The 26226-nt window shown below is 68.0% G+C and carries 25 protein-coding genes; 7 read left to right on the forward strand and 18 right to left on the reverse strand.

Annotated elements, in window-relative coordinates; genetic code table 11:
* Positions 1-5 precede the first annotated feature (5 nt).
* Both ACFVWG_RS00730 and ACFVWG_RS00735 read right to left on the reverse strand, forming a co-directional pair.
* Entirely contained in the window at positions 6-1103 is a 1098-nt protein-coding gene (locus tag ACFVWG_RS00730) for a Gfo/Idh/MocA family protein (RefSeq protein ID WP_391541015.1), read from the reverse strand.
* Between the two features lie 76 nt (positions 1104-1179).
* The gene (locus ACFVWG_RS00735) at positions 1180-1929 is read right to left on the reverse strand and encodes a sugar phosphate isomerase/epimerase family protein (protein WP_391541016.1); all 750 of its coding nucleotides are present in this window, start codon (positions 1927-1929) and stop codon (positions 1180-1182) included.
* Positions 1930-2211: 282 nt separating this feature from the next.
* Here ACFVWG_RS00735 and ACFVWG_RS00740 point away from each other — a divergent pair, with 282 nt between their 5' ends.
* Entirely contained in the window at positions 2212-3282 is a 1071-nt protein-coding gene (locus ACFVWG_RS00740) for a LacI family DNA-binding transcriptional regulator (RefSeq protein WP_391541017.1), read from the forward strand.
* Between the two features lie 292 nt (positions 3283-3574).
* Here the strand turns inward: ACFVWG_RS00740 and ACFVWG_RS00745 are convergent, their stop codons facing one another.
* From ACFVWG_RS00745 to ACFVWG_RS00755, 3 genes are read right to left on the reverse strand one after another with little or no spacing between them, the layout of a single operon-like run.
* On the reverse strand, positions 3575-5665 hold the full coding sequence (locus ACFVWG_RS00745) for a molybdopterin-dependent oxidoreductase (RefSeq protein WP_391541018.1): 2091 nt from the start codon (positions 5663-5665) through the stop codon (positions 3575-3577).
* Between the two features lie 35 nt (positions 5666-5700).
* A complete protein-coding gene (locus tag ACFVWG_RS00750; protein ID WP_391541019.1) occupies positions 5701-6213 on the reverse strand; it encodes a phosphotransferase in 513 nt (170 codons plus the stop codon).
* Positions 6214-6243: 30 nt separating this feature from the next.
* Positions 6244-6936, reverse strand: a complete 693-nt coding sequence (locus tag ACFVWG_RS00755) for a TetR/AcrR family transcriptional regulator (protein WP_391541020.1) — start codon at positions 6934-6936, stop codon at positions 6244-6246.
* Between the two features lie 76 nt (positions 6937-7012).
* Here ACFVWG_RS00755 and ACFVWG_RS00760 point away from each other — a divergent pair, with 76 nt between their 5' ends.
* Genes ACFVWG_RS00760 through ACFVWG_RS00770 form a run of 3 tightly spaced genes read left to right on the forward strand, consistent with a single transcriptional unit; the run spans position 7013 to position 8847 of the window.
* Positions 7013-7573, forward strand: coding sequence for a 2TM domain-containing protein (locus tag ACFVWG_RS00760; RefSeq protein WP_391541021.1), 561 nt, complete (start codon positions 7013-7015; stop codon positions 7571-7573).
* Positions 7574-7613: 40 nt separating this feature from the next.
* Positions 7614-8192: a Pr6Pr family membrane protein gene (locus tag ACFVWG_RS00765; RefSeq protein WP_391541022.1), complete on the forward strand. Its 579-nt coding sequence runs from the start codon at positions 7614-7616 to the stop codon at positions 8190-8192.
* A 10-nt stretch (positions 8193-8202) separates the two neighbouring features.
* Complete coding sequence (locus ACFVWG_RS00770) at positions 8203-8847, forward strand: hypothetical protein (RefSeq protein WP_391541023.1); 645 nt, start codon at positions 8203-8205, stop codon at positions 8845-8847.
* Positions 8848-8873: 26 nt separating this feature from the next.
* Here ACFVWG_RS00770 and ACFVWG_RS00775 read toward each other — a convergent pair whose 3' ends face one another.
* A complete protein-coding gene (locus ACFVWG_RS00775) occupies positions 8874-9509 on the reverse strand; it encodes a transglycosylase family protein (protein WP_391541024.1) in 636 nt (211 codons plus the stop codon).
* A gap of 252 nt (positions 9510-9761) precedes the next feature.
* Complete coding sequence (locus ACFVWG_RS00780; RefSeq protein WP_391541025.1) at positions 9762-10298, reverse strand: DUF5946 family protein; 537 nt, start codon at positions 10296-10298, stop codon at positions 9762-9764.
* Between the two features lie 106 nt (positions 10299-10404).
* Between ACFVWG_RS00780 and ACFVWG_RS00785 the strand changes: the two genes are divergently transcribed.
* Entirely contained in the window at positions 10405-10995 is a 591-nt protein-coding gene (locus tag ACFVWG_RS00785) for a DNA-binding response regulator (RefSeq protein WP_391541527.1), read from the forward strand.
* On the opposite strand, the gene ACFVWG_RS00790 is transcribed toward ACFVWG_RS00785, so the two are convergent.
* From ACFVWG_RS00790 to ACFVWG_RS00840, 11 genes are all read right to left on the reverse strand, one after another.
* Positions 10974-12662 carry an ABC transporter ATP-binding protein gene (locus ACFVWG_RS00790; RefSeq protein WP_391541026.1) on the reverse strand — a complete coding sequence of 563 codons (1689 nt, stop codon included), beginning with the start codon at positions 12660-12662 and terminating at the stop codon, positions 10974-10976. The two genes, ACFVWG_RS00785 and ACFVWG_RS00790, sit on opposite strands and share 22 nt — an antisense overlap.
* A gap of 64 nt (positions 12663-12726) precedes the next feature.
* Positions 12727-14379, reverse strand: coding sequence for an ABC transporter ATP-binding protein (locus ACFVWG_RS00795; protein ID WP_391541027.1), 1653 nt, complete (start codon positions 14377-14379; stop codon positions 12727-12729).
* Complete coding sequence (locus tag ACFVWG_RS00800) at positions 14376-16313, reverse strand: prolyl oligopeptidase family protein (RefSeq protein ID WP_391541028.1); 1938 nt, start codon at positions 16311-16313, stop codon at positions 14376-14378. Before ACFVWG_RS00800 ends, ACFVWG_RS00795 begins: the two co-directional genes overlap by 4 nt.
* Before the next feature lie 108 nt (positions 16314-16421).
* The gene (locus tag ACFVWG_RS00805) at positions 16422-16556 is read right to left on the reverse strand and encodes a SapB/AmfS family lanthipeptide (protein WP_391541029.1); all 135 of its coding nucleotides are present in this window, start codon (positions 16554-16556) and stop codon (positions 16422-16424) included.
* A 3-nt stretch (positions 16557-16559) separates the two neighbouring features.
* Positions 16560-19184, reverse strand: coding sequence for a class III lanthionine synthetase LanKC (gene lanKC, locus ACFVWG_RS00810; protein WP_391541030.1), 2625 nt, complete (start codon positions 19182-19184; stop codon positions 16560-16562).
* A gap of 238 nt (positions 19185-19422) precedes the next feature.
* The gene (locus ACFVWG_RS00815; protein ID WP_391541031.1) at positions 19423-19794 is read right to left on the reverse strand and encodes a hypothetical protein; all 372 of its coding nucleotides are present in this window, start codon (positions 19792-19794) and stop codon (positions 19423-19425) included.
* 229 nt (positions 19795-20023) lie between these two features.
* The gene (locus ACFVWG_RS00820) at positions 20024-20380 is read right to left on the reverse strand and encodes a hypothetical protein (protein ID WP_391541032.1); all 357 of its coding nucleotides are present in this window, start codon (positions 20378-20380) and stop codon (positions 20024-20026) included.
* A gap of 162 nt (positions 20381-20542) precedes the next feature.
* Complete coding sequence (locus ACFVWG_RS00825; protein ID WP_391541033.1) at positions 20543-21604, reverse strand: sulfate/molybdate ABC transporter ATP-binding protein; 1062 nt, start codon at positions 21602-21604, stop codon at positions 20543-20545.
* Positions 21601-22365 (reverse strand): molybdate ABC transporter permease subunit, encoded by a 765-nt coding sequence (modB, locus tag ACFVWG_RS00830; protein ID WP_391541034.1) that lies wholly within the window; start codon positions 22363-22365, stop codon positions 21601-21603. Before modB ends, ACFVWG_RS00825 begins: the two co-directional genes overlap by 4 nt.
* Before the next feature lie 38 nt (positions 22366-22403).
* Entirely contained in the window at positions 22404-23189 is a 786-nt protein-coding gene (gene modA, locus ACFVWG_RS00835) for a molybdate ABC transporter substrate-binding protein (RefSeq protein ID WP_391541035.1), read from the reverse strand.
* Positions 23189-23584 (reverse strand): molybdopterin-binding protein, encoded by a 396-nt coding sequence (locus ACFVWG_RS00840; RefSeq protein ID WP_391541036.1) that lies wholly within the window; start codon positions 23582-23584, stop codon positions 23189-23191. Before ACFVWG_RS00840 ends, modA begins: the two co-directional genes overlap by 1 nt.
* A gap of 108 nt (positions 23585-23692) precedes the next feature.
* Here ACFVWG_RS00840 and ACFVWG_RS00845 point away from each other — a divergent pair, with 108 nt between their 5' ends.
* Together ACFVWG_RS00845 and ACFVWG_RS00850 are read left to right on the forward strand one after the other, a co-directional pair.
* The gene (locus tag ACFVWG_RS00845; protein WP_391541037.1) at positions 23693-25615 is read left to right on the forward strand and encodes an acyl-CoA dehydrogenase; all 1923 of its coding nucleotides are present in this window, start codon (positions 23693-23695) and stop codon (positions 25613-25615) included.
* A complete protein-coding gene (locus ACFVWG_RS00850; protein WP_391541038.1) occupies positions 25608-26225 on the forward strand; it encodes a hypothetical protein in 618 nt (205 codons plus the stop codon). Before ACFVWG_RS00845 ends, ACFVWG_RS00850 begins: the two co-directional genes overlap by 8 nt.
* The last annotated feature ends 1 nt before the right edge of the window (position 26226 follow it).

Raw genomic sequence — 26226 nt, forward strand, 5'->3', positions numbered from 1 at the left:
CATCTTCACAGGGTCGCCGCGTGAACGTCCCAGTCCTCCGGCAGCACCGGCGCGACCTCGACCGTGCTCGTCACGTCGACGAACGCGCCGCTGTCGATCGACTGGGTGATGGACGACATCACGTCGACGATGTGGAACGCGAGCGCCCCGTTCGCCCGGTGCGGCCGGTCGGCCCGGATCGCCCGCGCCATCTCCAGTACTCCGGTACCGCGCTCGGCCGTGGCCTCGGTGGTCTCCAGCGTCTCCCAGTCCTCGGCGCCCCGGCGGCGGATCTTGATCTCGCCGGCGAACGCGTTCGGGTCGGGTACGGCGAGCGTCGCCTCTGAGCCGGTGATCTCGACGAACCCGGCCCGGGACAGCGGCGAGTCGAAGCTGAAGATGCTCTGCGACGACTGCCCCGACTCGAACCGTGCGATCGCGCTGACGTGCGTCGGAACCGTCACGTCGAAGTCGGTCCCGGCCAGCGGACCCGATCCGATCGTGCGCTTCTCCTTCGACTTCGACCCGATCCCGGCCACCGCCGCGACCGGCCCGAACAGCTGGACCAGCGTGGTCAGGTAGTACGGGCCGATGTCCCACAGCGGGCCCGCGCCCTCCTGGAACAGGAATGCCGGGTTCGGGTGCCAGGACTCCGGGCCGGGGGATTGCATCAGAGTGAGCGCGGTCAACGGCGTACCGATCTCGCCCCGCTCGATGATCCGGCGCGACTCCTGCAGGCCCGGGCCGAGGATCGTGTCCGGAGCACAGCCCAGTCGCAGACCAGCTGCTTCTGCGGCCGCCAGCAGCTTGCGGCCGCTCTCCTGGTCCAGCGAGAACGGCTTCTCGCTCCAGACGTGCTTCCCGGCGGCAACGGCTGCCAGCGCCACCTCGACGTGCGCGACCGGGATGGTCAGGTTGACCACGATCTCGACGTCCGGGTGGTTCAGCACGACCTCGGGAGCCCCATGGCTCTCGATGCCGAACTGGCTCGCCTTCTCCTTCGCCGCCTCCGGCCGCAGGTCGCCGATCGCGACGACCTTCAGGTCGGGGAAGCTCTGCATGCTCTTGATGTAGGCGTCGGAGATCACTCCGGCGCCAATGACACCTACGCCAACTGAACTCATCGTCGTCCTCGCTTCGCTCCGGGCGCCGCTGAGGCACGAAGCACACTGTGCTTTTTGATGACCTCGCTCCGCTCGCTCATGAGGGTGCGCCCTCTCCGGTGAGGAACTTGAAGCTGCCCTCGACGGCGTCGAAGATCTCGCCGGTGAAGTCGTCGAGCTCGACGACGCGCAGCGCCTGCGGGGCCGCGGCCAGGATGTCGGCGATCGCGATGGTGCCGTCACCGACAGCGGTCTGGGCCTTGTTGTTCAGGGTTCCGTCGCCGTCCTTGACGTGGATCGCCTGGACGCGGTTGCCCCACTTCTTCAGCAGGGTGGGGATGTCGCCGCCGCCGACGACGCCCCAGTAGGTGTCGACCTCGAGGATGACGTCGTCGTTCAGGTGGTCGACGAAGATCTCCAGCGGGTGGGCGCCGTCGATCTTGTTCTCGAACTCGAACTGGTGGTTGTGGTACCCGACCGTGATGCCGTGCTCGGCGGCCTCGACCGACGCCTGGTTCAGAGCCTCGGCGGTCGCCTTGATGTCGTCGGCCGACTGCCAGCGGGCCGGGTCGACGAACGGGTCGATGACGGTGCTGATGCCGAGCTTCTTGGCAGCGGCGTAGATCGGCGCGGCGTCGTCACGGAGCAGGCCGGCGTGCGTGGTGGGCGCCGAGAGTCCGTGCTTGGGCAGCGCTTCGGCCAGTTTGTCCGCGTTGCCCGGGATGCCGAACGGCTCGACCTTGGTGTAGCCGATCTCCGCGATGCGGGCCAAGGTGGCGTCGAAGTCCTCTTCGAGCTTGTAGCGGACGGTGTACAGCTGGAGGGACAGGTTGTCCACTGCGACCATGGTTTCTCCTCGTGACCGGTACGGCGCCCGCTGCCCTGGAGCCGCCGTACCGGCGTGATAGCCGAACCGGTTAAGTAACGCTGGCAACCGTATCCCACGAGAGCGCGCTCAGACTAGGGTCCGCCCAGACCTCGGGCAGCCGCGACCGAAACCGGCGAGTTCCGATATGTGAACAAAACAATCACTCTCCGCTCCCACTTGGTGACACGCCGTGGAAACGCGCGCACACTAGAGGATTCCGGACCGACCGTCAGCGGTCCGGCCGCCCGTGAGGAGTTAGTTGTGCCCCGAGTCACCATCAAGGAGATCGCACGCCGCGCCGGCGTCTCCAAAGGCGCGGTGTCGTACGCGCTGAACAATCAGCCCGGAGTGTCCGCGGCTACCCGTGCGCGGGTCCTTCGCGTTGCCGAAGAAATGGAGTGGGTCCCGAACCGCGCCGCCCGTCAGTTGTCCGCGGCGCGCAGTGAGACGTTCGGCCTGGTGCTTGCGCGGACCGCGCAGACGCTGACCGAGGAGCCGTTCTACATGGGCTTCGTGGGAGGTGTCGAGTCCGTGCTCGCCGAGCGCTCGTACGCGTTGGCCCTTCAGGTGGTGACCAACCTGGACGAGGAACTGGCGACGTACCGGAAATGGGCCGCCGAGCGCCGCGTCGACGGCGTGATCGTGGTCGACCTGCGCGTCGACGATCCACGGATCCCGTTGCTCCGCAAGCTCGGCCTCCCCGCCATCCTGGTCGGCGACCCTGAACTCGCTCAGGGTCTGCCGTGTGTCTACAGCGATGGCACCGCGGCGATGAACACCGCGCTCGCCCACGTCACATCCCTCGGCCATCGCCGCGTGGCCCGGGTCGCCGGCCCACCCGAGTACGGCGATGTCTGGATCCGCGACCGCGCGTTCGCGGCCGCCAGCAGCCGGTTCGGCCTGCAGGTCAACGTGATCCACACGGACTACTCCGCCGACGAAGGTGCCAGCGCGACCCGCGACCTGCTCGCCTCAGACCCGCGCCCGACCGCGATCATCTACGACAACGACCTGATGGCGGTCGCCGGACTCTCCGTCGTACAAGGCCTCGGCGCGTGCGTACCCCGCGACATCACGCTCGTCGCCTGGGACGACTCCACCCTCTGCCGCATCACCCACCCGCGCCTGACGGCGATGAGCCACAACATCGTCGGCTTCGGCGCCGAAGTAACCCACCGCCTCCTGGACCTCCTGGAAGGCGCCCCACCCCAACCCCACCTCTACTCCACACCCCTCCTGAACATCCGGGACAGCTCCGCCCCGCCCCCACCCACCGCCCCCACCTGCAACCGCCCACCCCGCTACGCCCCCCGCCCCCACCCCACCCCCTAACGCCCCGCCATTTCCCTGCCTACCCACCGAAATCGGGGGTTCCGCACCCATATCCACAGTGCGGAACCCCCGATTCGCCTGCCCAGCCACTCAAATCCCGGCACGCCGACCGCCCGCGCCCCCGGTCCCAGCCGCGGCAACCGCATTTGCCTGCCTAGCCACTGAGATTGGGGGTTAGGTACTCGCATGAGGGTGTGGAACCCCTGATTTGGCTGCCTAGCCAGGCAAATGGGGCGGGCGGGCGGGTGAGGGGTTGGGGGGAGGGGGCGGTGGCGCGGGTCGGTTGGTGGGGTTAGGCGGTGACGGTTACCGGTACGCCGTTTACGGCGGCGGTGCCGGAGATGGGGTCCGTGAGGGCGCTGTCGGTGAGGTCGTTGAGGGAGATGCCCGGTACCTGCGACGCTACGGCCAGGTGGATGCCGGGGCGGGTGTGGCCGAAGCCGTGCGGGAGGGAGACCACGCCGGGCATCATGTCGTTGCTGGAGGCAACTTCTACGGCGAGGGAGCCGGCGGCGGAGGTGATGGTGACGAGCTGACCTTCGGTCAGTGAGCGGTCGGCCAGGTCGGTGGGGTTCATCAGCAGGTGGTGGCGGGGTTTGCCCTTCACCAGGCGGGCCGAGTTGTGCATCCAGGAGTTGTTGCTGCGCAGGTGCCGCCGGCCGATCAGCAGGAGTTCGCCCTCGGCTGTTGCCTGCAACGAGTCCAGGCGGGGGAGGTCGGCGAGGATCATCGGTTGGTCGAGGTTGATCCGCTTGTCCTTGGTGAGCAGCGCCTTCGGCAGGGCCGGTTGCAGCGGTCCGAAGTCGATCCCGCCCGGAGCCTTCCGCAGCTTCCGCAACGACAGCCGGTACGGACCGATCCGCAGACCCGCGTCAACGATCCGGCGCGGCGCCAACCGCAGGCGCGCCTCGACCGTGAGCCGCTTCCGGCTGAGCGGCGTACGTCGTACCAGGGCGATGCCGAGGTCGCGGAAGATCTCCCAGTCGTGCCGAGCCGACGGCGGCTTCGCCAGTACGGCGTCATTCCAGCGAGCCGTGTTCCGAACCGCGAACTGGTGGAAGATCAGGTCGTAGTGTTCGCGCTCGAGTGGCGGAGCCGGCGGCAGGATCACGTCGGCGTGCCGCGTGGTCTCGTTGATGTACGGATCGACCGCGACCATGAACTCCAGCGACTCGAACGCCTCGTCGAGCTTGCGGCCGTCCGGCGTCGACAGCACCGGGTTCCCGGCGATCGTCACCATCGCCCGGATCTGCCCGTCGCCCGGCGTCAGGATCTCCTCGGCCATCACCGACACCGGCAGCTCACCGCCGAACTCCGGCAGCCCGCGGATCCGGCTCGACCACACGCCGATATGCCCACGGCCCAGCCCGATCAGCGCGTTCACCGCCGGTCGCGGGATCATCGTGCCGCCTGGCCGATCCAGGTTGCCCGTGATGATGTTCAGCACCTGGATCGCCCACTGACACAGTGCACCGAACTGCTGCGTCGACACCCCGACACGTCCATACACCGCAGCCCGCCCGGCCGTCGCGTACTCGGTCGCGATCCGCCGGATCACCTCCGCGTCGATCCCGGTCAGCGCGGCAGCGCGCTCCGGCGTCCACTCCGCGACCGCAGCCTCCACGGCCGCCAGCCCATCGACGTACGACGCCGGTCGCGCGTGCCCATCAGCGATCACTTGATGAATCAGCGCCAGCAGGAATGCCGCGTCCGTGCCCGGCCGGACGAAGTGGTGCTCATCGGCGACCGCCGCTGTCTCGGTCCGGCGCGGGTCGATCACGACGACCCTGCCGCCGCGCTTGCGCACTTCCTTGATCCGCCGGCCAAATCCCGGCGCGGTCATCATGCTGCCGTTCGACGCGAGCGGGTTGGCGCCCAGCATCAGCAGGTACGACGTCCTGTCGATATCGGGGACCGCGATCATCAGCTGATGTCCGTACAGCAGGTACGACGACAGCATGTGCGGCAGTTGGTCGATCGACGTCGCACTGAACTTGTTCCGCGTCCGCAGTTGCCGGACCGTCGTCGGCATGTGCGTCAGCGCGCCAAGGCTGTGCACGTTCGGGTTGCCGAGGTAGACGCCGACCGAGTTTCGCCCGTGCTTCTTCTGCACCGCGGTGAGCTTGGTGACGATCAGTTCGTACGCCGTGTCCCACCCGATCTCCTGCCAGCCGTCGGCAGTACGTCGTACCGGCGTGGTCAGGCGGTCCGGATCCTCCTGCAGGTCACGCAGCGCGACCGCCTTCGGGCAGATATGACCGCGGGACAGCGGGTCGGATTCGTCGCCCCGGATGTCGGTGACGTGGCCGTCCTCGACCGTCACCAGCACCCCGCAGATCGCTTCACACAGGTTGCAGGAAGTCCGCCGTACCGTGGTCGCCATCCCGCCAAACTACCCCCGAGTAGCGACGCTCGCCATCACTCGAAGCGTGCCTCGTCCAACCGGCCGAGAATCGCGTCGACGGTCTCGCCGGCGGACAGATCGGAGTTGTCCAGCCACAGACCGCGGCGCGGGCTGAAGGCGTGCAGCTCGTAGTCGAGCTCGTCGACCAGATGATGTGAACCACCGAGCCGGCCGGAGATCACGTCCGGCCGCGGCGTCAGTACGACGAGGTAGCGCGGGCGGGTGCGGATGCCGTCGAGGAACTCGCGGAGCAGCTCACCGATCACGACGTCCTGCAGTACGACGGTGAACCCGGCCTCGGCGAACGAGTCGGCGGCCTGGCAGGCGAGCCGGAAACCGAGCCGCATCTGCCGCTGGGCCTCGGTCGGATCGTCGGCCATCGAGGGGTGCCCGCTGACGATCATCCGGCGGAACGTGTTGCCGGGGATGTTGACGCCGTACTGGAAGCGTTCGGCCAGCAGCTGGGCGACCGCCGACTTCCCGGACGCCATGATTCCGCTGACGACGATGACGCCCGCGGACTCCATGCTGAGGATGGTGCCACGGTAGGCAATGTTTTAGTCAGGTTTCTGGCGAACTTGTCGTGCAGCTGGCGCGAAATCCTTGGTTTGGCCAAACTCCTTGGTTTGTAAGGGGTTTTGGGCCAGCAAGGAGTCGATGTGAAGGCGAAGCAGCCGTCGGAGCCGGGCCGGCGTGGTGCGCCCGGGCTGGATGGCGGCGTGCAGGGCCAGGCCGTCGATCAAGGCATGCAAACGCTCCACCTCGAGGCGCAGGTCCAGACCGTCGCGCAGTGAGCCGGCGTCGGAGAGCGCATTGATCAGCTCCGCGCACAGGGCGCGCAGGCCGTCGTGCACGGTCTCGACGTTGTCGTGCAGAGTGCCGGCGCCGGTCTCGGCCTGAGCCTGGACCGTGAAGGCGAGCCAGACGTCGAACTCGGCCATCCGCTCGGCGTCGAGGGGGAGGACCTCTTCGAGATACCGCAGGACGACGGTGGTGGCGCTGCCCTTGGTGCCGCCGCGCGCGGTCAGCGCGGTGATTCGCTCGCCGACGCGGCGGGAGACCAGCTCCATCGCGAACTTCAGCAGACCGTCCTGGTCGGGGAAGTAGTAGCGCACGGCGCCGGCGGACCAGCCGGCCTCGGCGGCGATGGTCCGGACCGAGGCGGCGCGGATGCCGTCGCGGCGGACCACCCGCCACAGGGCCTGGGCGATCTCCTCGCGGCGGGCGTCGTGGTCGACGATCTTCGGCATGTGCTCTTTTTAGCACACCTGTGTTATCGTCTTTTCACAACACAGTCGTACTAAAACAAGCTTGGGGTGAATCGCTGTGCTGCTCGCTGTGATCGCTGCGTGTGAGATCGGCTTCTGGGTGCTGCTCGCCGCCGGGATGGCGACGCGCTACCTGTTCCGGCTGCCGAAAGCCGGGATGGTCCTGCTGATGATGGTTCCGCTGGTGGACGTGGTGATGCTGGTCGCCAGCGTGATCGACATCCATCGGGGCGCCGCGCCGTCGTTCAAGCATTCGCTGGCCGCGATCTTCATCGGGGTCAGTGTCGGATTCGGGCACCAGACGCTCAAGTGGGCCGACGGCTGGGCGGCGTACAGGTTCGCCGGCGGGCCGCGGCCGGTGAAGCCGCCGAAGGGCGGCCGGGAGCGTGCCCGGCGCGAGCGGTCCGGCTGGTTCCACCACCTGCTCGCGTACGTCATCGGCGTCGGCATCATGATCGCGCTTGGTCTGCTGTCCGGTCAGGGGTACGACGCGGCGCTCGCCCCGGCGTGGCCGTGGACCATCGTGCTGGTGATCGACGGGTTCGTCTCGTTCAGCTACAGCTTCGACGATGACGACTCCGACAAGAAGCAGGCGCCGCGAGTGGAACAAGACGCCTGACCTCCCGGTTCCGCCCGTCCGGTCGTCGTAGATTGCAGCTATGACGACCGGACGAGTGGTGTCTGTGATCACTGCGGCTGTCGCCCTGGGGGGCGTGGTGCTCCAGTTGGTGGTGTCGCCGATCTGGAACGTCTTCGCCTACTTCACGATCCAGTCCAACCTGCTGCTCGGGGTGACAGCGTTGCTGCTGGGTCATCGGAGCACGCCGTACAAAGTGCTCCGACTGAACGGCGTTCTCTGTATCGCGGTGACCGGGATCGTCTACCACGCCGTACTCGCCGGCACGGACGACTTGTCCGGCTGGGCGGCGGTAGCGAACTTCCTGCTCCACACCCTGAGTCCACTGCTCGGTGTCCTCGGCTGGGTGTTCTTCGGCCCCCGCGGTCTGACCAGCTGGCGGATCGCCGGGCTGTCGGTCATCTACCCGCTGGCGTGGCTGGCGTTCACGCTGATCCGCGGTGCGGCCGACGGGTTCTATCCGTATCCGTTCGTCAATGTCACCGAGCACGGATATGGACAGGTTCTGCTGAACTGTCTGCTCGTCGCGGTACTGTTCCTGGCTCTGGCGGCCGGGGCCACAGCCCTGGATCGCCGGCTACGGACCACCGTCGAAAGGTAAGACCTTGCTGGTGACCTCTCGCTCGTACGCCGAGTACGAAGCGATGTTCGACCTGACCGAACTCCCCGCCTCCGTGCTCGACTGTTCCGCCGGCGGCTCGAGCTTCACCGCCGAGGCCGCCGCGCGCGGGGTCGACGTGGTGGCGGTGGACCCGGCGTACGCGTTGTCGATGCCGGAGCTCGTCGACACGGTACGGCGCAGTCTGCCGCACGGGATGCAGATCATCGACGCGAACGAGGACCGGTTCGTCTGGCAGTGGTACGGGACGCCGCAGCGGCGGGACGACCTCCGGCTCGAGGCGGCCGACCGGTTCCTGCAGGACATCGGCGAGGCACCGGACCGGTACGTCGCGGGCGGGCTGCCCGAGTTGCCGTTCGAGGACGGGAAGTTCGAGCTGGCGCTGTGTTCGCACCTGCTCTTCACCTGGGCCGACACCTTCGACCGGGCCTGGCATCTGGCCGCGCTGCGGGAGTTGATCCGGGTGAGCAGCAAGGAGGTCCGGGTGTTCCCGCTGGTGCTGCAGGGGACCGGCGATCCGGTGCCGTTCCTGCCCGAGGTGCTCGACGAGCTCGACGGCGTCCGCTGGGAGATTCGCAAGGTTCCCTACGAGTTCCAGACGGGCGCCGACGAGATGCTCGTCATCACGCACTCCTGAGGGGTCCGAGTGCGTGCCGGTCGGTGTTACGGGAGGAAGCGCCCGCAGACCGGCCACGGCGAGTTGCCGCGCTGCGCGTAGAGCTTCTTCGCGCGCATCAGCTGCTCGGCCGCCGAGGCCGAGGCCGGGCTGCCGCTGCCGCCGACGCTGCGCCAGGTCTGCTTGTCGAACTGGAACAGGCCGAAGTACTTGCCGGTCGGGTTGACGGCGCGGGGGTTGCCGCCGGACTCGCAGTTGGCGACCTTGCGCCAGGCGGCGCTCATGCTCACGGAGCCGCTGTTCGACGGGCGCTCGGCGGAGCGGTTGGTCCGCGGCTTGCGCACGGTCTGCTTCGCGACGACCTTCTTCTTCGTCACGACCTTGGTCTTCGGGGAGACCCGCTTCGGGGCGGTGGCCTTGGCCGTGCCGTCCAGCGTCAGGGTCTGGCCGATCAGGATGAGATCGGGGTCCTTCAGGTTGTTGAGCTTCGCCAGCTGGTGCCAGTCGGCGCCGTTCGCCTGCGCGATCTCGGAGAGCGTGTCTCCGGCCTTCACCTTGTAGTCGGTCGCGAACGCCGCGCCGGTGGCGGCGACGGTGATGCCGGCGCCGAGACCGGCGACGGTGAGAGTCCGGACCACCCGGCGGGTACTTCGCCGGGGGCGCGCATGTCGGGCTTTGGACATCGGTAAGGCGCTCCTTGTGAGCTTGGGCATGGTGGAGAACACCAGCCCCCCAGGCAGGGGAGGGGGCACCCGGACAGGTAACGAAAGGGAGTCCGGATGATCACGTCCAGGTCACGACGCGATGTGAGTCATCCTGTGGGACGACTGCCGGGAACGCAAGGCCAGATCGGGATCTGCCCCGATTTTTTCTGTCCCTTGACGTACCGAAAGCCCAACAACAGAACGGTTTCCGGGCCATAAACCGATCGGTTTTTAGCGGTGGAAATACCGCGCCGGGACGAGCTCGATCGTGAGTTTCCGGACCAGATCCCGGTCACTGTCCGGCCAGGAATCCCACACCTGGGCAGCCCAGATCAGCATCGCCCGCTCGACGTCTTCCGGACCGCCGGCCGCCAGTACGTCGTACGCGGTGAGCGGCCCGACCTCGTCTGGTGCGGTGAGCCGGGGCCAGTCGTCGAACGAGTTCGCCATGATGCCGTGTGCGGTGCGGACGTCGATGTTGCCGGAACCGCGCTCGAGGAACATGTACAGGCCGTTCAGCGCGAAGACCGGGCCGATCCGCGGAGCGTTCTGGTGTACGTGCTGAGCGTGATAGGCGTCCATCCGCAGCTGGTGCAGATAACCGAGCTTGACCTGGTGCTCGAGCTCGAAGCCGAGCAGGTCACCGGCGACCTTCAGACACGCCGCCGAAGCGTTCGACTTCGGGTTCTCCGGCCACGCAGTCACCGGCAGCTCGACCCGGCAGCCGGGGCAGCGGGTGGATTCGTGCGTGTCATCTGCGGAGTTCACTCGTTGATGGAAACACGGGCACCGCCGTCCGGCAGCTGGTTTTCGCCGTGCGGGTGGTGGCCGGCAGATGAGGCGACGGACGTGATGGGGGCATGCGTTGATCCGAGTGGCTCTCGGCCACCGCGGCACGATGGTGCGAGGCGCACTGGCCGCGGTGCTGGCAAGGGAGACGGACATGGAGGTCGTGGCCGAGCTGGACCGCTCGGAGGACGTCCTCCAGGTGGCCGGCCGACGACCGCACGTCGTGCTGCTCGATCCACAGCTGCCAGGACGGATCCGGATCGAAGAGCTCTGCCGCAAGCTCACCGGCCGCGGAGTGCTGGTGGTGATCGACCACGAGGCGATCGCCGCGACCAGTCTCGCGCTGGTCAAGCAGGCGCCACGGATCGGCCTGATCGCGACGGACTCGACCACCGACCAGTTGGTCCAGGCGGTTCGCGACGTGGCGAAGGGGCTGCCGGTCGTCGACGTCCGGCTCGCGGTGGCGGCGCTCAAGGCGGGTGACAACCCGCTCACCGATCGCGAGTGCGAGGTGCTCCGGCAGGTCACCACGGGGGCAACCGCGCAGGAGGTCGCGCGGACGCTCAGCCTGAGTGCGGGCACGGTGCGCAACTACCTGTCCCGCATCCTGGCGAAGACCGGTTCCCGCAGCCGCATCGAGGCGATCAACAAGGCTCAAGACGCCGGCTGGATCTGACTGATGATCGGGTCCCAGTTGCCGTGCAGATCGCGGTACAGGCTGGAGCTGCGCATCAAGGCGTGATGAGTGCCCAGCGCGGCCTGGTTGCCGTCGAGGACGAGGATCCGGCGGGCGCGGAGAGCTGAGCTGATCCGGTGCGCGATCACCACCAGCGTCCCGCCGCGCTGGGCGAACGCCTCCTCAGCCTGCCGCTCCGCCTCCGGATCGAGGAAGCAGGTCGCCTCATCCAGTACGACGAGTGGCGCCGGCGACAGGTAGGCCCGCACGAGCGCGAGCAGTTGCCGCTCACCGGCGGAGAGATCGCCAGGCTTGACGACCGCCTCAAGGCCGCCGATCCGTTCGATGAGTGCGGTCGCGCCGATCGTGTCGACGGCCGCATGCAACTCCGCAGCGGTCGCATCGGGAAGTAAGTAGGAGAGGTTCTCCGCGACGGTCCCGCTGAAGACATAAGCCTCCTGTGGAATCAGTACGCGCGTCTCCGCCAACTTGTCGGTGCTCACAACGGTCGGCGGCACTCCACCCAGCAATATCCGTCCCCCGGTCGGCGTCAGCATTCCGCAGATCAACGCGGCCAAGGTCGACTTCCCGATCCCACTGGGTCCGACCACAGCCAGGTGGTCGCCCTCAGGAATCGATAGCTCGAGCCGGTCGAGCACAGGCTCAGCCGCTGGCCCATACGCGAAGGTCAGCCGGTCGGTGCGGACGTCGTACCCGGAGGTGACGTCGACCGGCCGCAAGGGTTCGTCCGGCTGACTGATATCCAGGATCCGGCCCAGCGTGATCACGAACCGCAGGCCGCTGTCGCCCAGTGCGCCCATCACCTGGCTGAGTGCCGGTTGCAGTCCGATCAGCACGTAGGTGAGACCGCCCAGCAAGGTCCCGGTGCTCACGCCGCGCCCGACCAGCCACGGTCCAGCTGCGAGCAGAATCAGCAGCGGCAGCCAACCGCCGACCGCGAAGCAGAGCGTTCGCAGCGCCGCTACCTTGGCCAGCGCCCGCTCAGCCGATGCGTGCGCTTCGATCGGTTGACCGACCAGGAACTCGGCGTACTCCTCGGTGCCGGTCGCGGTGATGTCGCGGACCCCGCCGAACACCATCCCGGCCGAAGCGGCCAGATCCTCATCAGCCTGCAGCGACGCCCGGACCCGATCGGATGCCATCCCCAGCACTGCCACGGACAGCGCAAATCCCAGCAGGAACGGCGGTACGACGAACGCCGCCACCATCGGCGCCAAAGACAACAGACCCGCCAGTACGCCGAACAGGGTGACCGCGAAGCTCCTGATCACCAGCACGAGCCCGGCAAAGGTGTCCCGGACGATCTCGACCTGCCGGTTCAGCCTCGCGACCGCGCTGTCGTCTCCCGTCCGCAGGGCGCCGACCACAACCCGTCGTACCAGGTCGTCCCGAACCGGCTCGACCAGATCACCCAGCCGCGTGTAGACCTGACGCGCTCCCGCAGCGCCTAGACCGGCTGTCGCGACCAGTCCGCCGAGCCAGGCGATCCCCTGCCAGACATGACCGGCCAGGAAGTTGTCCGTCGCCCGCGCAACCGCAACCCCGTAGATCGCCGTCGGCAGGATCTCGGGCACCGACCAAGCCACCAGCTTGATCGTGGCCCGCTTCCGCAACGACGCGCCGCCGTACTTGAGTTCCCGCTTCATCCCGCCAACGCCTTCAGGCCCCACCGCGATGCGCGGAGGGGCCGGTCGGAGTGGAGGGGATGGGTCACCCGAAGACCTCCCGGTACGACGTGTCGTTCCAGAGGTCGGCGTGGGGAGCAACCGCGCGGACCTGGCCGTGGTCGAGCCAGACGACCAGGTCGGCTCGCGCGGCGGTGGCGGGTCGGTGGGTGACGATGAGGCGGGTGCGGTGGTGACGGTCCTCGGTGAGGGTTCGGCCGATCTGCCGTTCGGTTGCGGTGTCGAGGCTCGAGGTGGCGTCGTCCAGCACCAGCAAGCGCTCGGCCGGCCAAGCCCGAGCCAGGCCGAGCCGCTGCCGCTCGCCGCCCGACATAGGGGCCCTGCGCAACGAAGTGAAGTATCCGTCGGGCAGCCGACTGACGAAGTCGTGTGCGTGGGTAGCTCGGGCTGCGGCCAGGGTCCGGACCGGGCTGATCGCGTTGGGAGCGATCGACTCCCCGATCGTCCGGCCGACCAGTTGTGGTCGCTCGAAGGCGCAGCCGACGGCGCGCCGCAACGCATGCCGGCTGACGGCCTGGAGCGGTACGCCGTCCAGCGAGACATGACCGGTGGACGGATCACGCAACCGCGCGGCGACCGCGGCGAGCACCGACTTGCCGGCGCCGCTCGGTCCGACGACCGCAACGGTCAGCCCACCCGGTAGATCCAGGTTCACGTCCCGCAGCAGAATGTTGCCGTCCGCAACGACACTGACGTGGTCGAAAGTCAGATGCCCCGCACCACTCGGCAGAGCCAGCGATCCATGCGGCACCGTGGCGATCGCGTCCACCTCGGCGGACCGCTGAACCCCGGCCTTCGCCCGCGCGATCTCACCGATCACACCGGTCAGCGTCCCAAGGCCGGCACCGAGTACGGCGTACTGCGAAGCGGCGAACAGATCGCCAGTGGTGATGTGCCCGGCGACCAACTGAACCCCGCCGACGGCGAGCACTGCGACCAAGACGAGCGGACCGACAATGGCGGCCTGCGCTCCGGAACGCGCCAGGATGCGCCAGGTGACGACACCTTGTTTATGCAGCTCAGGCAGGAGACTGAGGATGCGTCGCTCCTCGCGCCCCGCCGTCCCGGCGGCGGCGATGGTGCGGATTCCGGTCAGCGACTCGGAGAGCCGCGCGGCGATCCGCCCCTGCGTCTCCTGATAGGCCAGGCTCACATCGGCTGTCCGCTTGGCGAAAGCCAGCAGAACCAGGATCACCAGCAGCACGCCACCGAAGAACGCGGCCGCCAGCCAAGGATCGATCAGGGCCAGCAGCACCAGACTGCCGATTGGCGGTGCGATGGCCGCGATCGCTGTCACCGCGGCGGGGCCGGCCTGCGCTGCGTCGTTCGCGTTGGCCGAGACCCGGGTGACGAGATCACCGGTCTCGAAGCCACGGCTGCCGTCGGGTCCACCGCGAACCACCTGCCGGACCAAGCGATGCCGCAGCCAGGCAGCCGTTTCGGCGACACAGGCAGCGCCGGCGAAGGCGTCGATCAGACTCGCCACGATTCCGAGACCGATAGCGGCCGAGGCGATGATCAGCCAGCGGGTGTAGCCGGTCCCGGCGATGATCGAGTCCACCGAGCGGCCGAGGATCGTCGGCAGAGCCAACGTGACCGCGCTGCCGATCAATGCGTTCAGCCCGATCAGCGGCAGCCAGCCGCCGCCGCGTTTCGCGACCGACGTGAAGGTGATCACGACGACACCCGAAGGCCGGTGCGGTCAGCAAGGAACGCGAGCATGTCCGCGGCCAGGCCGATGCCCTGACTCGCGGAGCCGCCGGCATGACCGGCATCTGGGTCCAGCCGCAGCATGACCGGCCCTTCGCTTGCCGTCGCGTGCTGCAAGGCCGCGCACAACTTGCGGGAGTGCAGTGGGTCGACGCGGGTGTCGTTGCCGAACACTGTGAACAGCACAGCCGGATACTTCACACCCTCGCGGACCCGGTGGTACGGAGAGTAGGACAACAGGTTCTCGAACTGCGCAGCGTCCTTGGCGGATCCGAACTCCGGCACCCAGCGCGCACCCAGCCCGGACAGCTCGTAGCGCAGCATGTCCGTGAGTGGCGCCGAGCAGACGGCAGCGGCGAACAACTCCGGCCGCTGAGTCAGTGCGGCTGCAACCAGCAAGCCACCATTGGATTCGCCGCACAACGAGAGCTGCTCGGCCGTCGTCCAGCCGGTAGCGATCAGGTGCTCAGCCGCTGCGATGAAGTCGTCGAAGACGTCCTGCTTGCGATCCAGAATCCCGGCTTGATGTGAGTCCGCGCCGCCGCGAGTGCCGGCGGTGACGAAGATGCCGCCGGCCTCGACCCAGGCGAGTGCAAACGCCGAGTACGTCGGAGTCAGCGTCTGCCCGAATCCGCCGTACCCGTAAAGGAGGGTCGGTCGCGGGCCGCGGTCGCCGGGCCTGGCGATCACCAGGAGCGGCACCTCGGTGCCGTCGGGGCTGGCCGCGACGAGTCTGTGCGACGCTGCCTTCGCGGTCACACCAGGAGCCTGCGACCAGAGTGTTGCCTGGCCGGTGATGTGGTCGTAGCAGTAGACGGCCGACGGAGTCACGCTGTCCGTGTAGCTGAACCAGGCCTGCGGTCCGCCGTCCGGGAGAGTGGTCAGCGAGCCGACCGAACCGGTACCGGGGAGCACAACATCGCTGACGTGCGCTCCGGTCTGCAGGTTGTGGACGGCGATCCCCGTCGGGCTCGCGAGCAGCAGTGCGTCGTCCAGAATCGCGAGGCCGGTGAGCGGCGCGTTCGGAGTGACCAGGTCCTGCCAGATCAGCGGATTGTGTGGGTCGCCGACGCAGACCCGGCCGGTTGGCGCGTCTTTGGTCGTGACGACGTACAAGCGGCCGTCCGGGCCGACCGACATCACGGTCAGCGCGTCGATGCACTGCTGGATCGGGCGCGGTGGTTCAGCGTTCTCGAGATCCTGCAGCCACAGGTCGTTCGCCCCGCCGCGAGCGGCGGAGATGGTCAGCCAGCGACCATCAGCACTGAGCTCCAGCCCGTACGATGCCTCGGTCGACAGCTCGATCTTGTCGTCGGGGAGGTCGAGGTGCCGGCGGCGAACCTGCCGGAAACGCACGTAATAGAAGGACTTCCCGTCGGGCAACCAGGCGACCGGGGAGTAGCGGCAGCCGTCGATCGGATCGCCGAGAAGCTCACCGCTGTCGACGTCCAGGACATACAGGACGGACTGTTCGGTGCCACCGCGGGAGACTTGATACGCGACCAGGGATCCGTCCGGCGAGGGCTGCCAGGCGTCCAGGGTGGTGAGCCCGGTGGGGTCGAGAGCCATCGGGTCGAGGATCGCGCGCCGGCCGTCGTACAGGACCGGGTGCTGTTGTCCGGGATCGCGGCGCAGCGTGAAGCAGCGCCCGCCGTGCCAGGACGGAGTAGAGACAGTGCCGACGTTCGAAAGGGCCTTCACCCGGTGACGGAACTGGAACCGGCCGGACAGGGTGGCCGCATGATTCAGCCAGAGCTCGTCCTGGGCCGCGAGCCAGCGCTTGGTCTCGGAGGACTCGGGGTCCTCCAGCCGGCGGTAGGGATCCGCGATGGTGTGGCCGTGCACCTGCTCCACGAGCGGTAGCCGCTCGGCGCATGGATAGGACTGCACGGAATCGGACAACAGAGCTCCTTCCGTCGGTCGGGACGGACCGGATCTGGAGACAGGTTCGGCCCTGGGTGGGTATGCCGCCCACCCAGGGCCTCCGGAACCTGGTCACCCAGGATCCGATCAGTGGCAGAGCAGAAGGCTCAGGTTGCTCGGGGTCTGCGACGCGCAGCCGAGCACCGTCAGCGTGGAGCCACCGTGGTGGTGACCGCCGCCGTAACCCGGGGTTTCGAGGCCCTGAAGGTCGAGAAGTGCCATGATTTACACCTCCTTCGAAGCATGTAGTAGGGATGGGGACTCGGACCACTGGGGAGGTCCGAGGAACGGGAGGGACGTGGGCGCCGCGTGCAGCGCCGATCCCAGGGCCAGCAGGACGCCGGCCGATCCGGTCGACAGGTCCATCGACAGCCGGAGCAGCTGCTGACCGGGGAACGCGAGGCCACCTGCGTAAGGCATCGCGTGCCAGCCGAGTCCGGACACGAGGTCGTCGACCGTTGCCTGCTGCGCACCGAGTGAGGCTGCGGTGAGAAGCAGACCGGCGCGACCCATGAACAGGCCGGGCTGGACGTAGAAGGAGCAGTGCGCCACCCGCTCGAGCTGGGCGAGGACCGCCTGCAGCTCGTCGGTCGGGCGGTGCTTCAGGTAACGCGCGAGAGCGAGGGCGATCCCGGCCGAACCTTCTTCGAGGTACGGCAAGGTCCGCCAGCCCTGGTTGACCTGGAGCATCGCTCCGTCGGGCGATACCGAGCAGCGCCGCAGATCCTGCCGGATCGCGATCTCGGCCAGGTCGAGCAGGCCGGTGTCACCCAGCTGCTCGAACGCTGCGATGAAGAGCAGCGCCGGTCCGGACGAGCCGTACATCAGCCCGGCGTGCGGATACTGCCCGCCGCTGATCTCCGGTACGTCGTTCACGTCGCCGAGCCGGTCTGCGACCAGATCGAGCACCCGGACCGCCTTGGCCCGCAGGGCAGGCTCGGTGTCGAAGTGCAGGAGGCTGAGGCCGATACCGGCCAGACCCGAGTGCAGCCCGAGCTCGCGAGTGCTCCAGTCGTCGGCCAGAGTGCGCTCGACCAGGTCAAGTGCGTGCTGACGATGACCGAGCTCGTCGAGCACATGCGCTACCCCGTGCAGGCCGTCGTACAGGCCGGGGCCCGCCTCGGTGCTGAGGCTTCGCTCGCGCAGCCAGTCTTCGTACTGCTCGAAGCGGCCGGCTCCGGACTTGGCCAGTGCGTAGAGGACACCGGCGGCGCCGGTCGCGAGGTCGATTCCGCCGCCACCGTGGAATTGGGCGATGTCGCCGGGGAACAGCCGGTCGGTGCGCTCGGGCGTTGCCGAGGCCACGATCGCCTTGGTCAGCGCGGCGCGGACGTCGGTCCACGCGGCCTTGCCGGGCAGGGCGAGCTCGGCCATCTCCGGGTCGCCGATGACATCGGGACCGACGACGGCGCGGACGGCCGCGTCGATCGTTGCCCTCGGCACCGGGAAGGTCTCGGTGATCATGTCGGCGAGCTGGAACGCCTTGCCCCGATGGAGATTGAGCAGGATCGTCGTCTGCGGTGCGTAGACACCGAGGCCGATACAAGCCAGCGCGTAGCGGTCGACGTCGACACCCTGGCGATCCGCCGGTGCGGCGTACCCGGGGTGGGCCAGCGTGGAGCGGGCCTGGTCCTCGGCGAGTGTCGCCACCTCGAAGTCGATCAGCACCATCCGGCCGTCGACATCGAGCAGCACGTTGTCCGGATGCAGGTCGCAGAACACCACGCCACGCTCGTGTAGCTGGGCGACGGCCTGACCGACGCGCTCGACTGCCTGCGTCGCCCACTCGGCGAAAGCAGCGCGGTCTTCCTCGGTGGCATCCGGCTTGCTCAGGGGGTAGCGACCGACCAGCTCGCGTTGCAGCGACACCGAGTCGATGTGCTCCTGCACCATGAAGTGGTGCTCGCCGAGCTCGAGATGCTCGTAGACCTTCGGGACGACGTCCAGGCCTTCGAGGCGCTGCAGGATCTCGTACTCATGGGCGATCCGGGTGACTGCGTCCCGGCCGGCCAGGTCGAGGCCTGCGTACGGACGGCCTTCCTTCAGGACGACGCGGTCACCGGACTCCTTGTGGTGGCCGAGGTACACGCCGCCGCCGTTGGAGAACTGGATGACGCTCTCGATCGTGTAGGCAAGATCGTTGGTGGAGACCGCGTTGCGGGCCTCGAGATGCGGCTGCAGGAAGCTCGGCAGCTGTACCCAGGACGGCAGGCTGAACGTCGGGCCGCGGTGATCCGGCACGAGCCGGCCGTGGTCGTCCTCGAGAGCGAGCACCCGCTCGCCGCTCGGCGACAGACAGAAGCGGCTCACGAAAGCGCCGTACCGGACGAAGAGGGCGCCGTTGCCGTAGCGCAGGTCGCTCAGGATGTACGGGCCCTGGACGCCGTCGAGGACGTCGTCGAGCTCCTTGAGGACCAGCTCCAGCTGCGCCTCGTCGGTCGGGTAGATCGTGACCAGCTTGCCGCTGGAGCCCCGCGGTGCGGCCTTCGAGTTCGCCATCACCAGCACGGCCTCGTTGCGGAGGAACTTGAACGCGATGCCGCGGGGTACGCAGTACTCCCAGACGGCCTCGAGCGTCCGCTCCACATCCGCGAGCCGGGCCGAGACGTGGATCTTCCAGCCCTGCGCCGGCAACTGCAGACCCTCAGGTGCGTAGTGCATCCAGGTGTCGCCCGCGACGTGCTGCCAGCCTTCGGGCACTGGCCGCGTGGCCGGCTCGAAGTCCGGATGCTCCACGCTCCCCCCGATACCTTCCCCGCCCCACCGCCCCGATCCAGGGGTTGGTGTGTCATAGAACGTCCGGTCTGCCAGGCAGTAGAACTCGTAGCTTTCTTGCGCTCTGTCACGCATAACTGATCAACCCCCCTCTCGCGGTGCACCGCCATCTTGGGCGGCTGGAGAGGGGGCGGCGTAGTGCACGATGTCATGACTCTGATGTGAGGAATGCATGCACTACGAGTGGGTAAGTAAACACTCCTTGTTACCTGCCCGCGCGTTCTGAGCGTGAATCGGGCTGTTACAAGATGTCAATTCGTGGCAGTGACGTCACGGCGCGTAACTTCGGCCAGAGTGTGTCGTCACTGCCCATTCATACGTTCGAGCCGAAGAATCCCGCGACCAGGAGGCCGGCGACCAGGACCACCGGGAGGTAGCCGGCGAACGGCCACCTGAAGGAGCTGACCCGGGCCAGGACGGCCACCCCGACCGGCGCGAACAGGAAACCGCCCATCACGGCCACGGTCGGCATCACGTCGGTCACGTAGGCCAGGACATACAACGGCATCCCGACGATGCCGGCCGCGGCGTAGGCGCTACCGAACGCGCGGCCGCCCGGGTTCGCCGGCTGCCATAGCTTCCACCCGGGCGGCGGCGGTCCCCAGCTCGGATCCGGCTGCCAGCCGGGTTCTGGCCGCCAACCTTCGGGTGGTGGCGGCCAGTTCGGTGGCGGGTTGTAGATCATCCTCGGCTCCTGTCGATCTGCCTCGATGACCCGAGTCTCCGCACCCTTCATGACTTTTCGATGACCTAGTGACCCGAGTCCGAAGTTCCTTGACGTAGGCGGCGCCCAGGCACGCACCTCGCGGCACCGGAGAAACAGCCACGATAAAGAGCATCGAGGCAGCTTCTCCGTCACCACGATGCACGCACCTGAACACCGCCTACTGTCAACCAACTTCAGACTCGGGCCACTAGTGGATCGCGTCGCTGCAACCGCTCCAGAGGACAGCGTGGTTGTCGTCGAACGCGCCGATGGTTCCGACGGCGTCGGGCTCCGGGCCGGTAACGGGGTTGCGGTCCATCAGCGTGGCGATCCGAGTGCGCTGCGGGAACTTCCACCGCGTCGTACCGTTCACCGCAACGACCACCTGGCTACCGTCCTGCTCGTCGATCGTGACGGCGTCCCCGACGTTGTTGATCGACTCCGGATCGGTCGGGATCGGGTAGTACCGGCCGTGCAGGTCGTCCCAGACCATGCCGGCGAAGGTGTCGCCGCCGGCGTCGATCTCGGAGCCGCCGCTGAAGTTGCCGCGGATCTCCGTGAGCACACCCCGGTTCTTGCCCCGGCCGTACACGTACTCGCCCGGCTCGGTCCAGTCGGTCCAGCGCAGACTGATGTCACCTAGTCAGACCCCCACCCGACCCGATTACGGCCTACGCCGCAATCCCTTCGACCACCACGCAATCCCGCTAGAACCCCCTAGTGCAGGTCACACCGGGTAGGTGGTTACTTCGGTGGCTTTGAGGGTGGCGTGGAGGGGGAGGCCGGGGGTGGGGTGGAGGTCGGCCAGGGCGGCGGGGGTTATGTCGGCGAGGAGGGTGGGTGGGCCGGTGGGGGTGGCGTCGAGGGTGATGCGGACTGTGTGGGCGTGTTGTTCCAGGGCGGTGACGGTGGCGGGCCAGGTGTTGCGGGGGCTGCCGGTGGGGGGCGTGGGGTAGAGGCTGACGGCGGTGGGCGGGAAGGCCACGTGGACTGGGCCTTGGGCTGGTTCGGCGAGGGTGATGGTGCCGCCGGTGGGGAGAGTGACTGTGGTGCCGTTGGCGGTGCCTCGATAGAGGTTGAGGCCTACTAGTTGAGCCACGTAGTCGGTGCGGGGATGACGGGCTATGTCGGTGGGGGTACCGGACTGGACGACGCGGCCGTTCTCGACGATGACCAGGCGGTTGGCGAGGACCATGGCGTCCAGGGGGTCGTGGGTGACCAGGAGGGTGCGGCCGGGGAAGCGCTCCAGGTGCTGGCCGAGTTCGGCACGGACATGCAGCGTGGTGCTGGCGTCCAGCGCGGCTAGAGGTTCGTCCAGGAGCAGTACGTCGGGGCTGGTGGCGAGGGCGCGGACCAGGGCTACTCGTTGAGCTTGGCCGCCGGAGAGTGCGCGCGGGCGGGTGCGGGCGTAGGAGGAGAGGCCTACGGTCTCCAGCCAGCGGGCGGCTTCGGTGCGGGCTTGGTGTTTGTCGACGCCGCGGGCGCGGAGGCCGAAGGCTACGTTCTCCAGGCAGGTGAGGTGGTTGAAGAGCAGGTAGTCCTGAAAGACGACGCCGATGGGGCGCCGGTCCGGTGGTCGAAACGTGTGAGGAGGTTCGTCCCACGTCTCGTCACCCAAGGCGATGCGTCCAGCTCCCAAGGGGAGTAGACCAGCGATAGCGCGCAGTGCGGTGCTCTTGCCGGCTCCGTTGGGTCCGAGCAGGGCAACGACCTCACCGGGAGCGATGGTGAGGTCCAGATCGAGGCCGAAGGATCCACGGGTCACCCGGAGGTCGGCGTACAGGGTCATCGCAGCCCACTGATCCAGCGCTCGCGCAGCGACGCCAGGACGACGACAGACACCAGCAACAGCACCAGACTCAGTACGACGGCCACATCCGGATCCGTCTCCAACGCCAGATACACGGCCAACGGCATGGTCGTCGTACGGCCAGGGAAGTTGCCGGCGAACGTGATGGTGGCGCCGAACTCACCTAACGCACGGGCCCAGCACAGAACAGTGCCCGCAACCACACCAGGCGCAATAGAAGGCAGGGTGACCCGGCGGAACGTCAGCCAGCGCCCAGCGCCCAGTGTTGCGGCCGCCTCTTCGTAGCGCGGGTCAGCAGCACGCAGCGCACCTTCAACGGAGATCACCAGGAACGGCATGGCGACAAACGCCTCGGCAACGATGACTCCGGCGGTCGTGAACGGCAATGAGAAGCCGAACCACGTGTCGAGGTGCTCACCGACTAGTCCGCGCCGTCCGAGTACCAGCAGCAACGCAACCCCGCCAACCACCGGCGGCAGCACCAGTGGCACCGTCACCAACGCCCTGATCAGCCCGCGCCCCGGGAGCTCACCCCTAGCCAGCAACCAGGCCAGCGGAATCCCCAGCAGTAAACACACCACCGTCGCCGCGGTCGCACAGACCAGAGACAGCCGCAGCGCCGTCCACACGTCCGCACTGAACAACTTGCTCGGCAGAGTCGACCAAGGCGCTCTAGCCAGCAGTCCGATCAGGGGGATCAGCAGAAACGCCAGACCGATCAACGCAGGCAGCAGGAGCACGAGAGGCAGTCGCCCCGTCGTGCTCCTGCTGCGACGGCTCACGGTGCGCCGAAACCTGCGGCCGACAGGACAGCCTTGCCCTTGTCGGACAGGACGTATTCCACGAACGCCTTGGCGCCGTCCGCGTTCGGTGCCTTGCTCAGCGTGGCGATCGGGTACTCGTTGATCGCCTTGTCCGCCTCAGGGAACTCGATACCGTCCACCTTGTCCTTGGCCGCGAGTACGTCGGTCTTGTAGACCAACGCCGCATCGACCTCACCGAGGCTGACCTTGGTCAGCGCGGCCTTCACGTCCTGCTCCAGGCTGTCCGGCTGCGGCGTCAGACCGACCGCCTTGAACACCTTGTCCGCCGCGGCCCCACACGGCACCTGCTCCGCGCACAACGCGATCTTCTTGCTCTTGTCGGTGAAGTCCTTCAGCCCGGTGATCTTGCCCGGGTTGCCCTTGGGTACGGCGATCTCGAGCGTGTTCTGCACGAAGGTGGTCGGAGTGCCCTTGTCGGTCACCTGGTCCATGTTCTTCGACGCGGCGGACGCGAACACGTCAGCCGGCGCACCCTGGTTGATCTGCTGCGCCAGAGCCGAGCTGCCGGCGAAGTTGAACACCACCTTGGTGCCCGGGTGGGCGGCCTCGAAGTCCTTGCCCAGCTGGGTGAACGTCCCGGTCAGGGACGCCGCCGCGAAGACGGTGACGGTCCCGGACACTGCGGCCGTACTGGAGCTGGAGCTGGACGGGGAGGACGCGGCCGGCTGGTCGGACCCGCAGCTGACCAGGGTCAGTGTGGCAACGGTGGTGAGCGCGGCGAGCGCGGTACGGCGGAACATCAGGCCCCCGGGATCTCTACGACGACGTGCGTGGACTTGATCGAGGCGACGGCGACCACGCCCGGTTCCAGGCCGAGCTCGTCGGCGGCCTCGCGGCTCATCAACGACACGACGCGGAACGGGCCTGCCTGCATCTCGACCTGAGCCATCACGCCGTCCTTGACGACGCGGGTGACGATTCCGCGCATGCGGTTGCGTGCCGAGGCCGCGGTCGTGTTGCCCGGCTCCGGGGTGTCGGCCAACTCCTGGGCGAACGCGGCCAGCGCCTGCCCGTCCACCGCCATCCGGCCACCGTCCTGAATCGACGACAACCGGCCCTGATCGATCCAGCGCCGGACGGTGTCGTCACTCACCCCGAGGAGCGCTGCCGCCTCACTGATCCGCAAATTCGGCACGGTCGACAGCATACAGCCGCAACTACGCCTGCCGTGGGGGTTCTCCGAGTTGTCCACAAGCCGTAATCGGTCACCGAAAGTGGGCACGAATCCGCATATGTTGTGGGTATGAGGACATCGGGGATGCGGGACTACCTGGACGGGCCGCACAAGGCTGCCCGCGACGTGGTGCGCGCCGGACTGGCGGCGAACACCGAACTGTTCGAGTTCGCCGTGCGGCAGCCGCGCGACGAGTATCGCGAGACCGTGCTGGAGATGCTGCAGGCGATCACCGCCGAGGGGCATCCGGCGCGCGGTTTCCCCAAGGAGTACGGCGGCGAGGGTGACCTCGGCGGCTACATCGCCGGCTTCGAGACGCTCGCGTTCGGGGATCTGTCGCTGATGGTGAAGGCCGGTGTGCAGTTCGGCCTGTTCGCGGGAGCGATTCTGCACCTCGGCACCGAGCGGCACCACGAGGCCTACCTCGCCGACGCGATCGGCGGCCGCCTGCTCGGCTGCTTCGCGATGACCGAGACCGGGCACGGCTCCAACGTCCAGGCGCTCGGCACGACGGCGACATACGACGCCGGGACCGACGAGTTCGTCATCCACACCCCGTCCGAGGCGGCCCGCAAGGACTACATCGGCAACGCGGCCCGGCACGGGCGGATGGCGGCCGTGTTCGCCCAGCTCGTGGTCGGCGGCGAGACCCACGGCGTGCACTGCCTGCTGGTGCCGATCCGCGACGAAGCCGGTACGGCGCTGCCGGGCGTCACGTTGTCGGACTGCGGACCGAAGCTCGGGCTGAACGGTGTCGACAACGGGCGGATCGTCTTCGACCAGGTCCGGGTGCCGCGCGACGCCCTGCTCGACCGCTATGCCCAGGTCGATGCCGATGGCAACTACCACAGCGAGATCGAGAATCCGGACCGCCGGTTCTTCACGATGCTCGGCACCCTCGTCCAGGGCCGGGTGTCGGTCGGCGGCGCCGCGATCACCGCGAGCAAGGTCGCACTCGAGATCGCGATCCGGTATGCCGCGCAGCGGCGGCAGTTCGGTGCACCGGGGAGCAACGAGGAGACGCTGCTGCTCGACTACCGCATGCATCAGCGCCGGCTTCTGCCATTGCTCGCGCGGACCTATGCGCTGCACTTCGCCCAAGGCGAGTTGGTCGAAGAGTTCGTCCGGGTGTTCGGTGACGGCAGCAGCGAGCACGACCGCCGGGCGCTCGAGGCGCAGGCCGCCGGGACGAAGGCGCTCGGGACCTGGCATGCGACCGAGACGATCCAGGTCTGCCGAGAGGCGTGCGGCGGCGCCGGCTATCTGGCGGAGAACCGGCTGGCGACGCTGAAGGCGGACACCGATGTGTTCACCACCTTCGAGGGTGACAACACGGTCCTGCTCCAACTGGTCGCGAAGGGGCTGCTGACCGACTACCGGGAGTCGTTCGGGAAGCTCGACCCACTCGGTACGGCGCGGTTCATCGCGGCGCAGGCGGTGGAGATCGCGGTCGAGAAGACCGCGCTCCGACCGCTCATCGACCGGCTGCGCGACGTCGTACCGAATCGGAACGATACGAGCGATCCGGATGCCGGGCTGCGTGACGATGCGTACCACTCCGGGCTGCTGCGGTTCCGCGAGCAGCACATGCTGTCCGGGGTCGCGCGCCGGCTGAAGGCGGGGATCGACGCCGGGGATGGCGCTTTCGAGGTGTTCAACCGCTGCCAGGACCACGTCATCGCGGCCGGTCGGGCGCATGTGGACCGCGTCGTACTGGAGGCGTTCCAGGCGGGCGTCCGGAATGCGCCCGAGGACCTCCAGGAGGTGCTGAAGGACGTCTACGACCTGCACGCCCTCTCGGCGATCGAGGCCGAGCGCGCGTGGTACCTCGAGCACGGACGGTTGTCACCAGCCCGGTCGAAGGCGATCACGGCACTGGTGAACGAGCTGTGCGGCGTCGTCCGGCCGGTCGCGGTCGAGCTCGTGGCGGCTTTCGGCGTACCGGGCGCGGCGGTGGAGGTGCCGATGGTTGTACCGTCACAGCATGAGTGAGTCGATCGAACCCGCCTCGGCCGCCGAGGCCGCCCGCGAGCTCGCCCGGGTCCTGCTGGAGCAGGCCGATGCCCTCGACCTGCACGATCTGCGGGCCACCACCGCGATCGAGAACGTGCGCGTCCAGGCCAGAGTGCTGGCCAACGCTGTCAACGAACGGGGCTGGGGCGACATCTTCCTCGGGATCGACTCGTACGACCCCGACGAGCTGGACGACATGCCGCTCGGGCCGGACGACTTCGACGATCCCGAGGACTACCGGGAGATCGTCGCGGGCGACGATCTGGACGAGCTCGAAGAGGTACTGCTCCCCGAGGACGGCGTCCGGGTCAGCTACCAGGCCCGCTACGACTTCGTGGTGACGGACCCCGAGGCCTTCGTGCGCTACGTCCGGAGCCGCGCGGACGAGGCCCAGAACGACGAGGTCGTCGACGACATCGAGGACGCCCAGTCGGCGTTCGAGCTGCTCTGCTACCTCGACGGCCTCGGCTCCAAGGACTACGACCAGGCCGGCCTCACCCCGGCCGGCGGCGAGGAGTCGCACAAGATCGTCGAGTTCTCCCTCTGGGACCTCGACCCGACCCGCCGCGACGACACCTTCCCCTACTGAC

It is taken from the genome of Kribbella sp. NPDC058245, from assembly GCF_042882005.1.
GTDB lineage: Bacteria > Actinomycetota > Actinomycetes > Propionibacteriales > Kribbellaceae > Kribbella.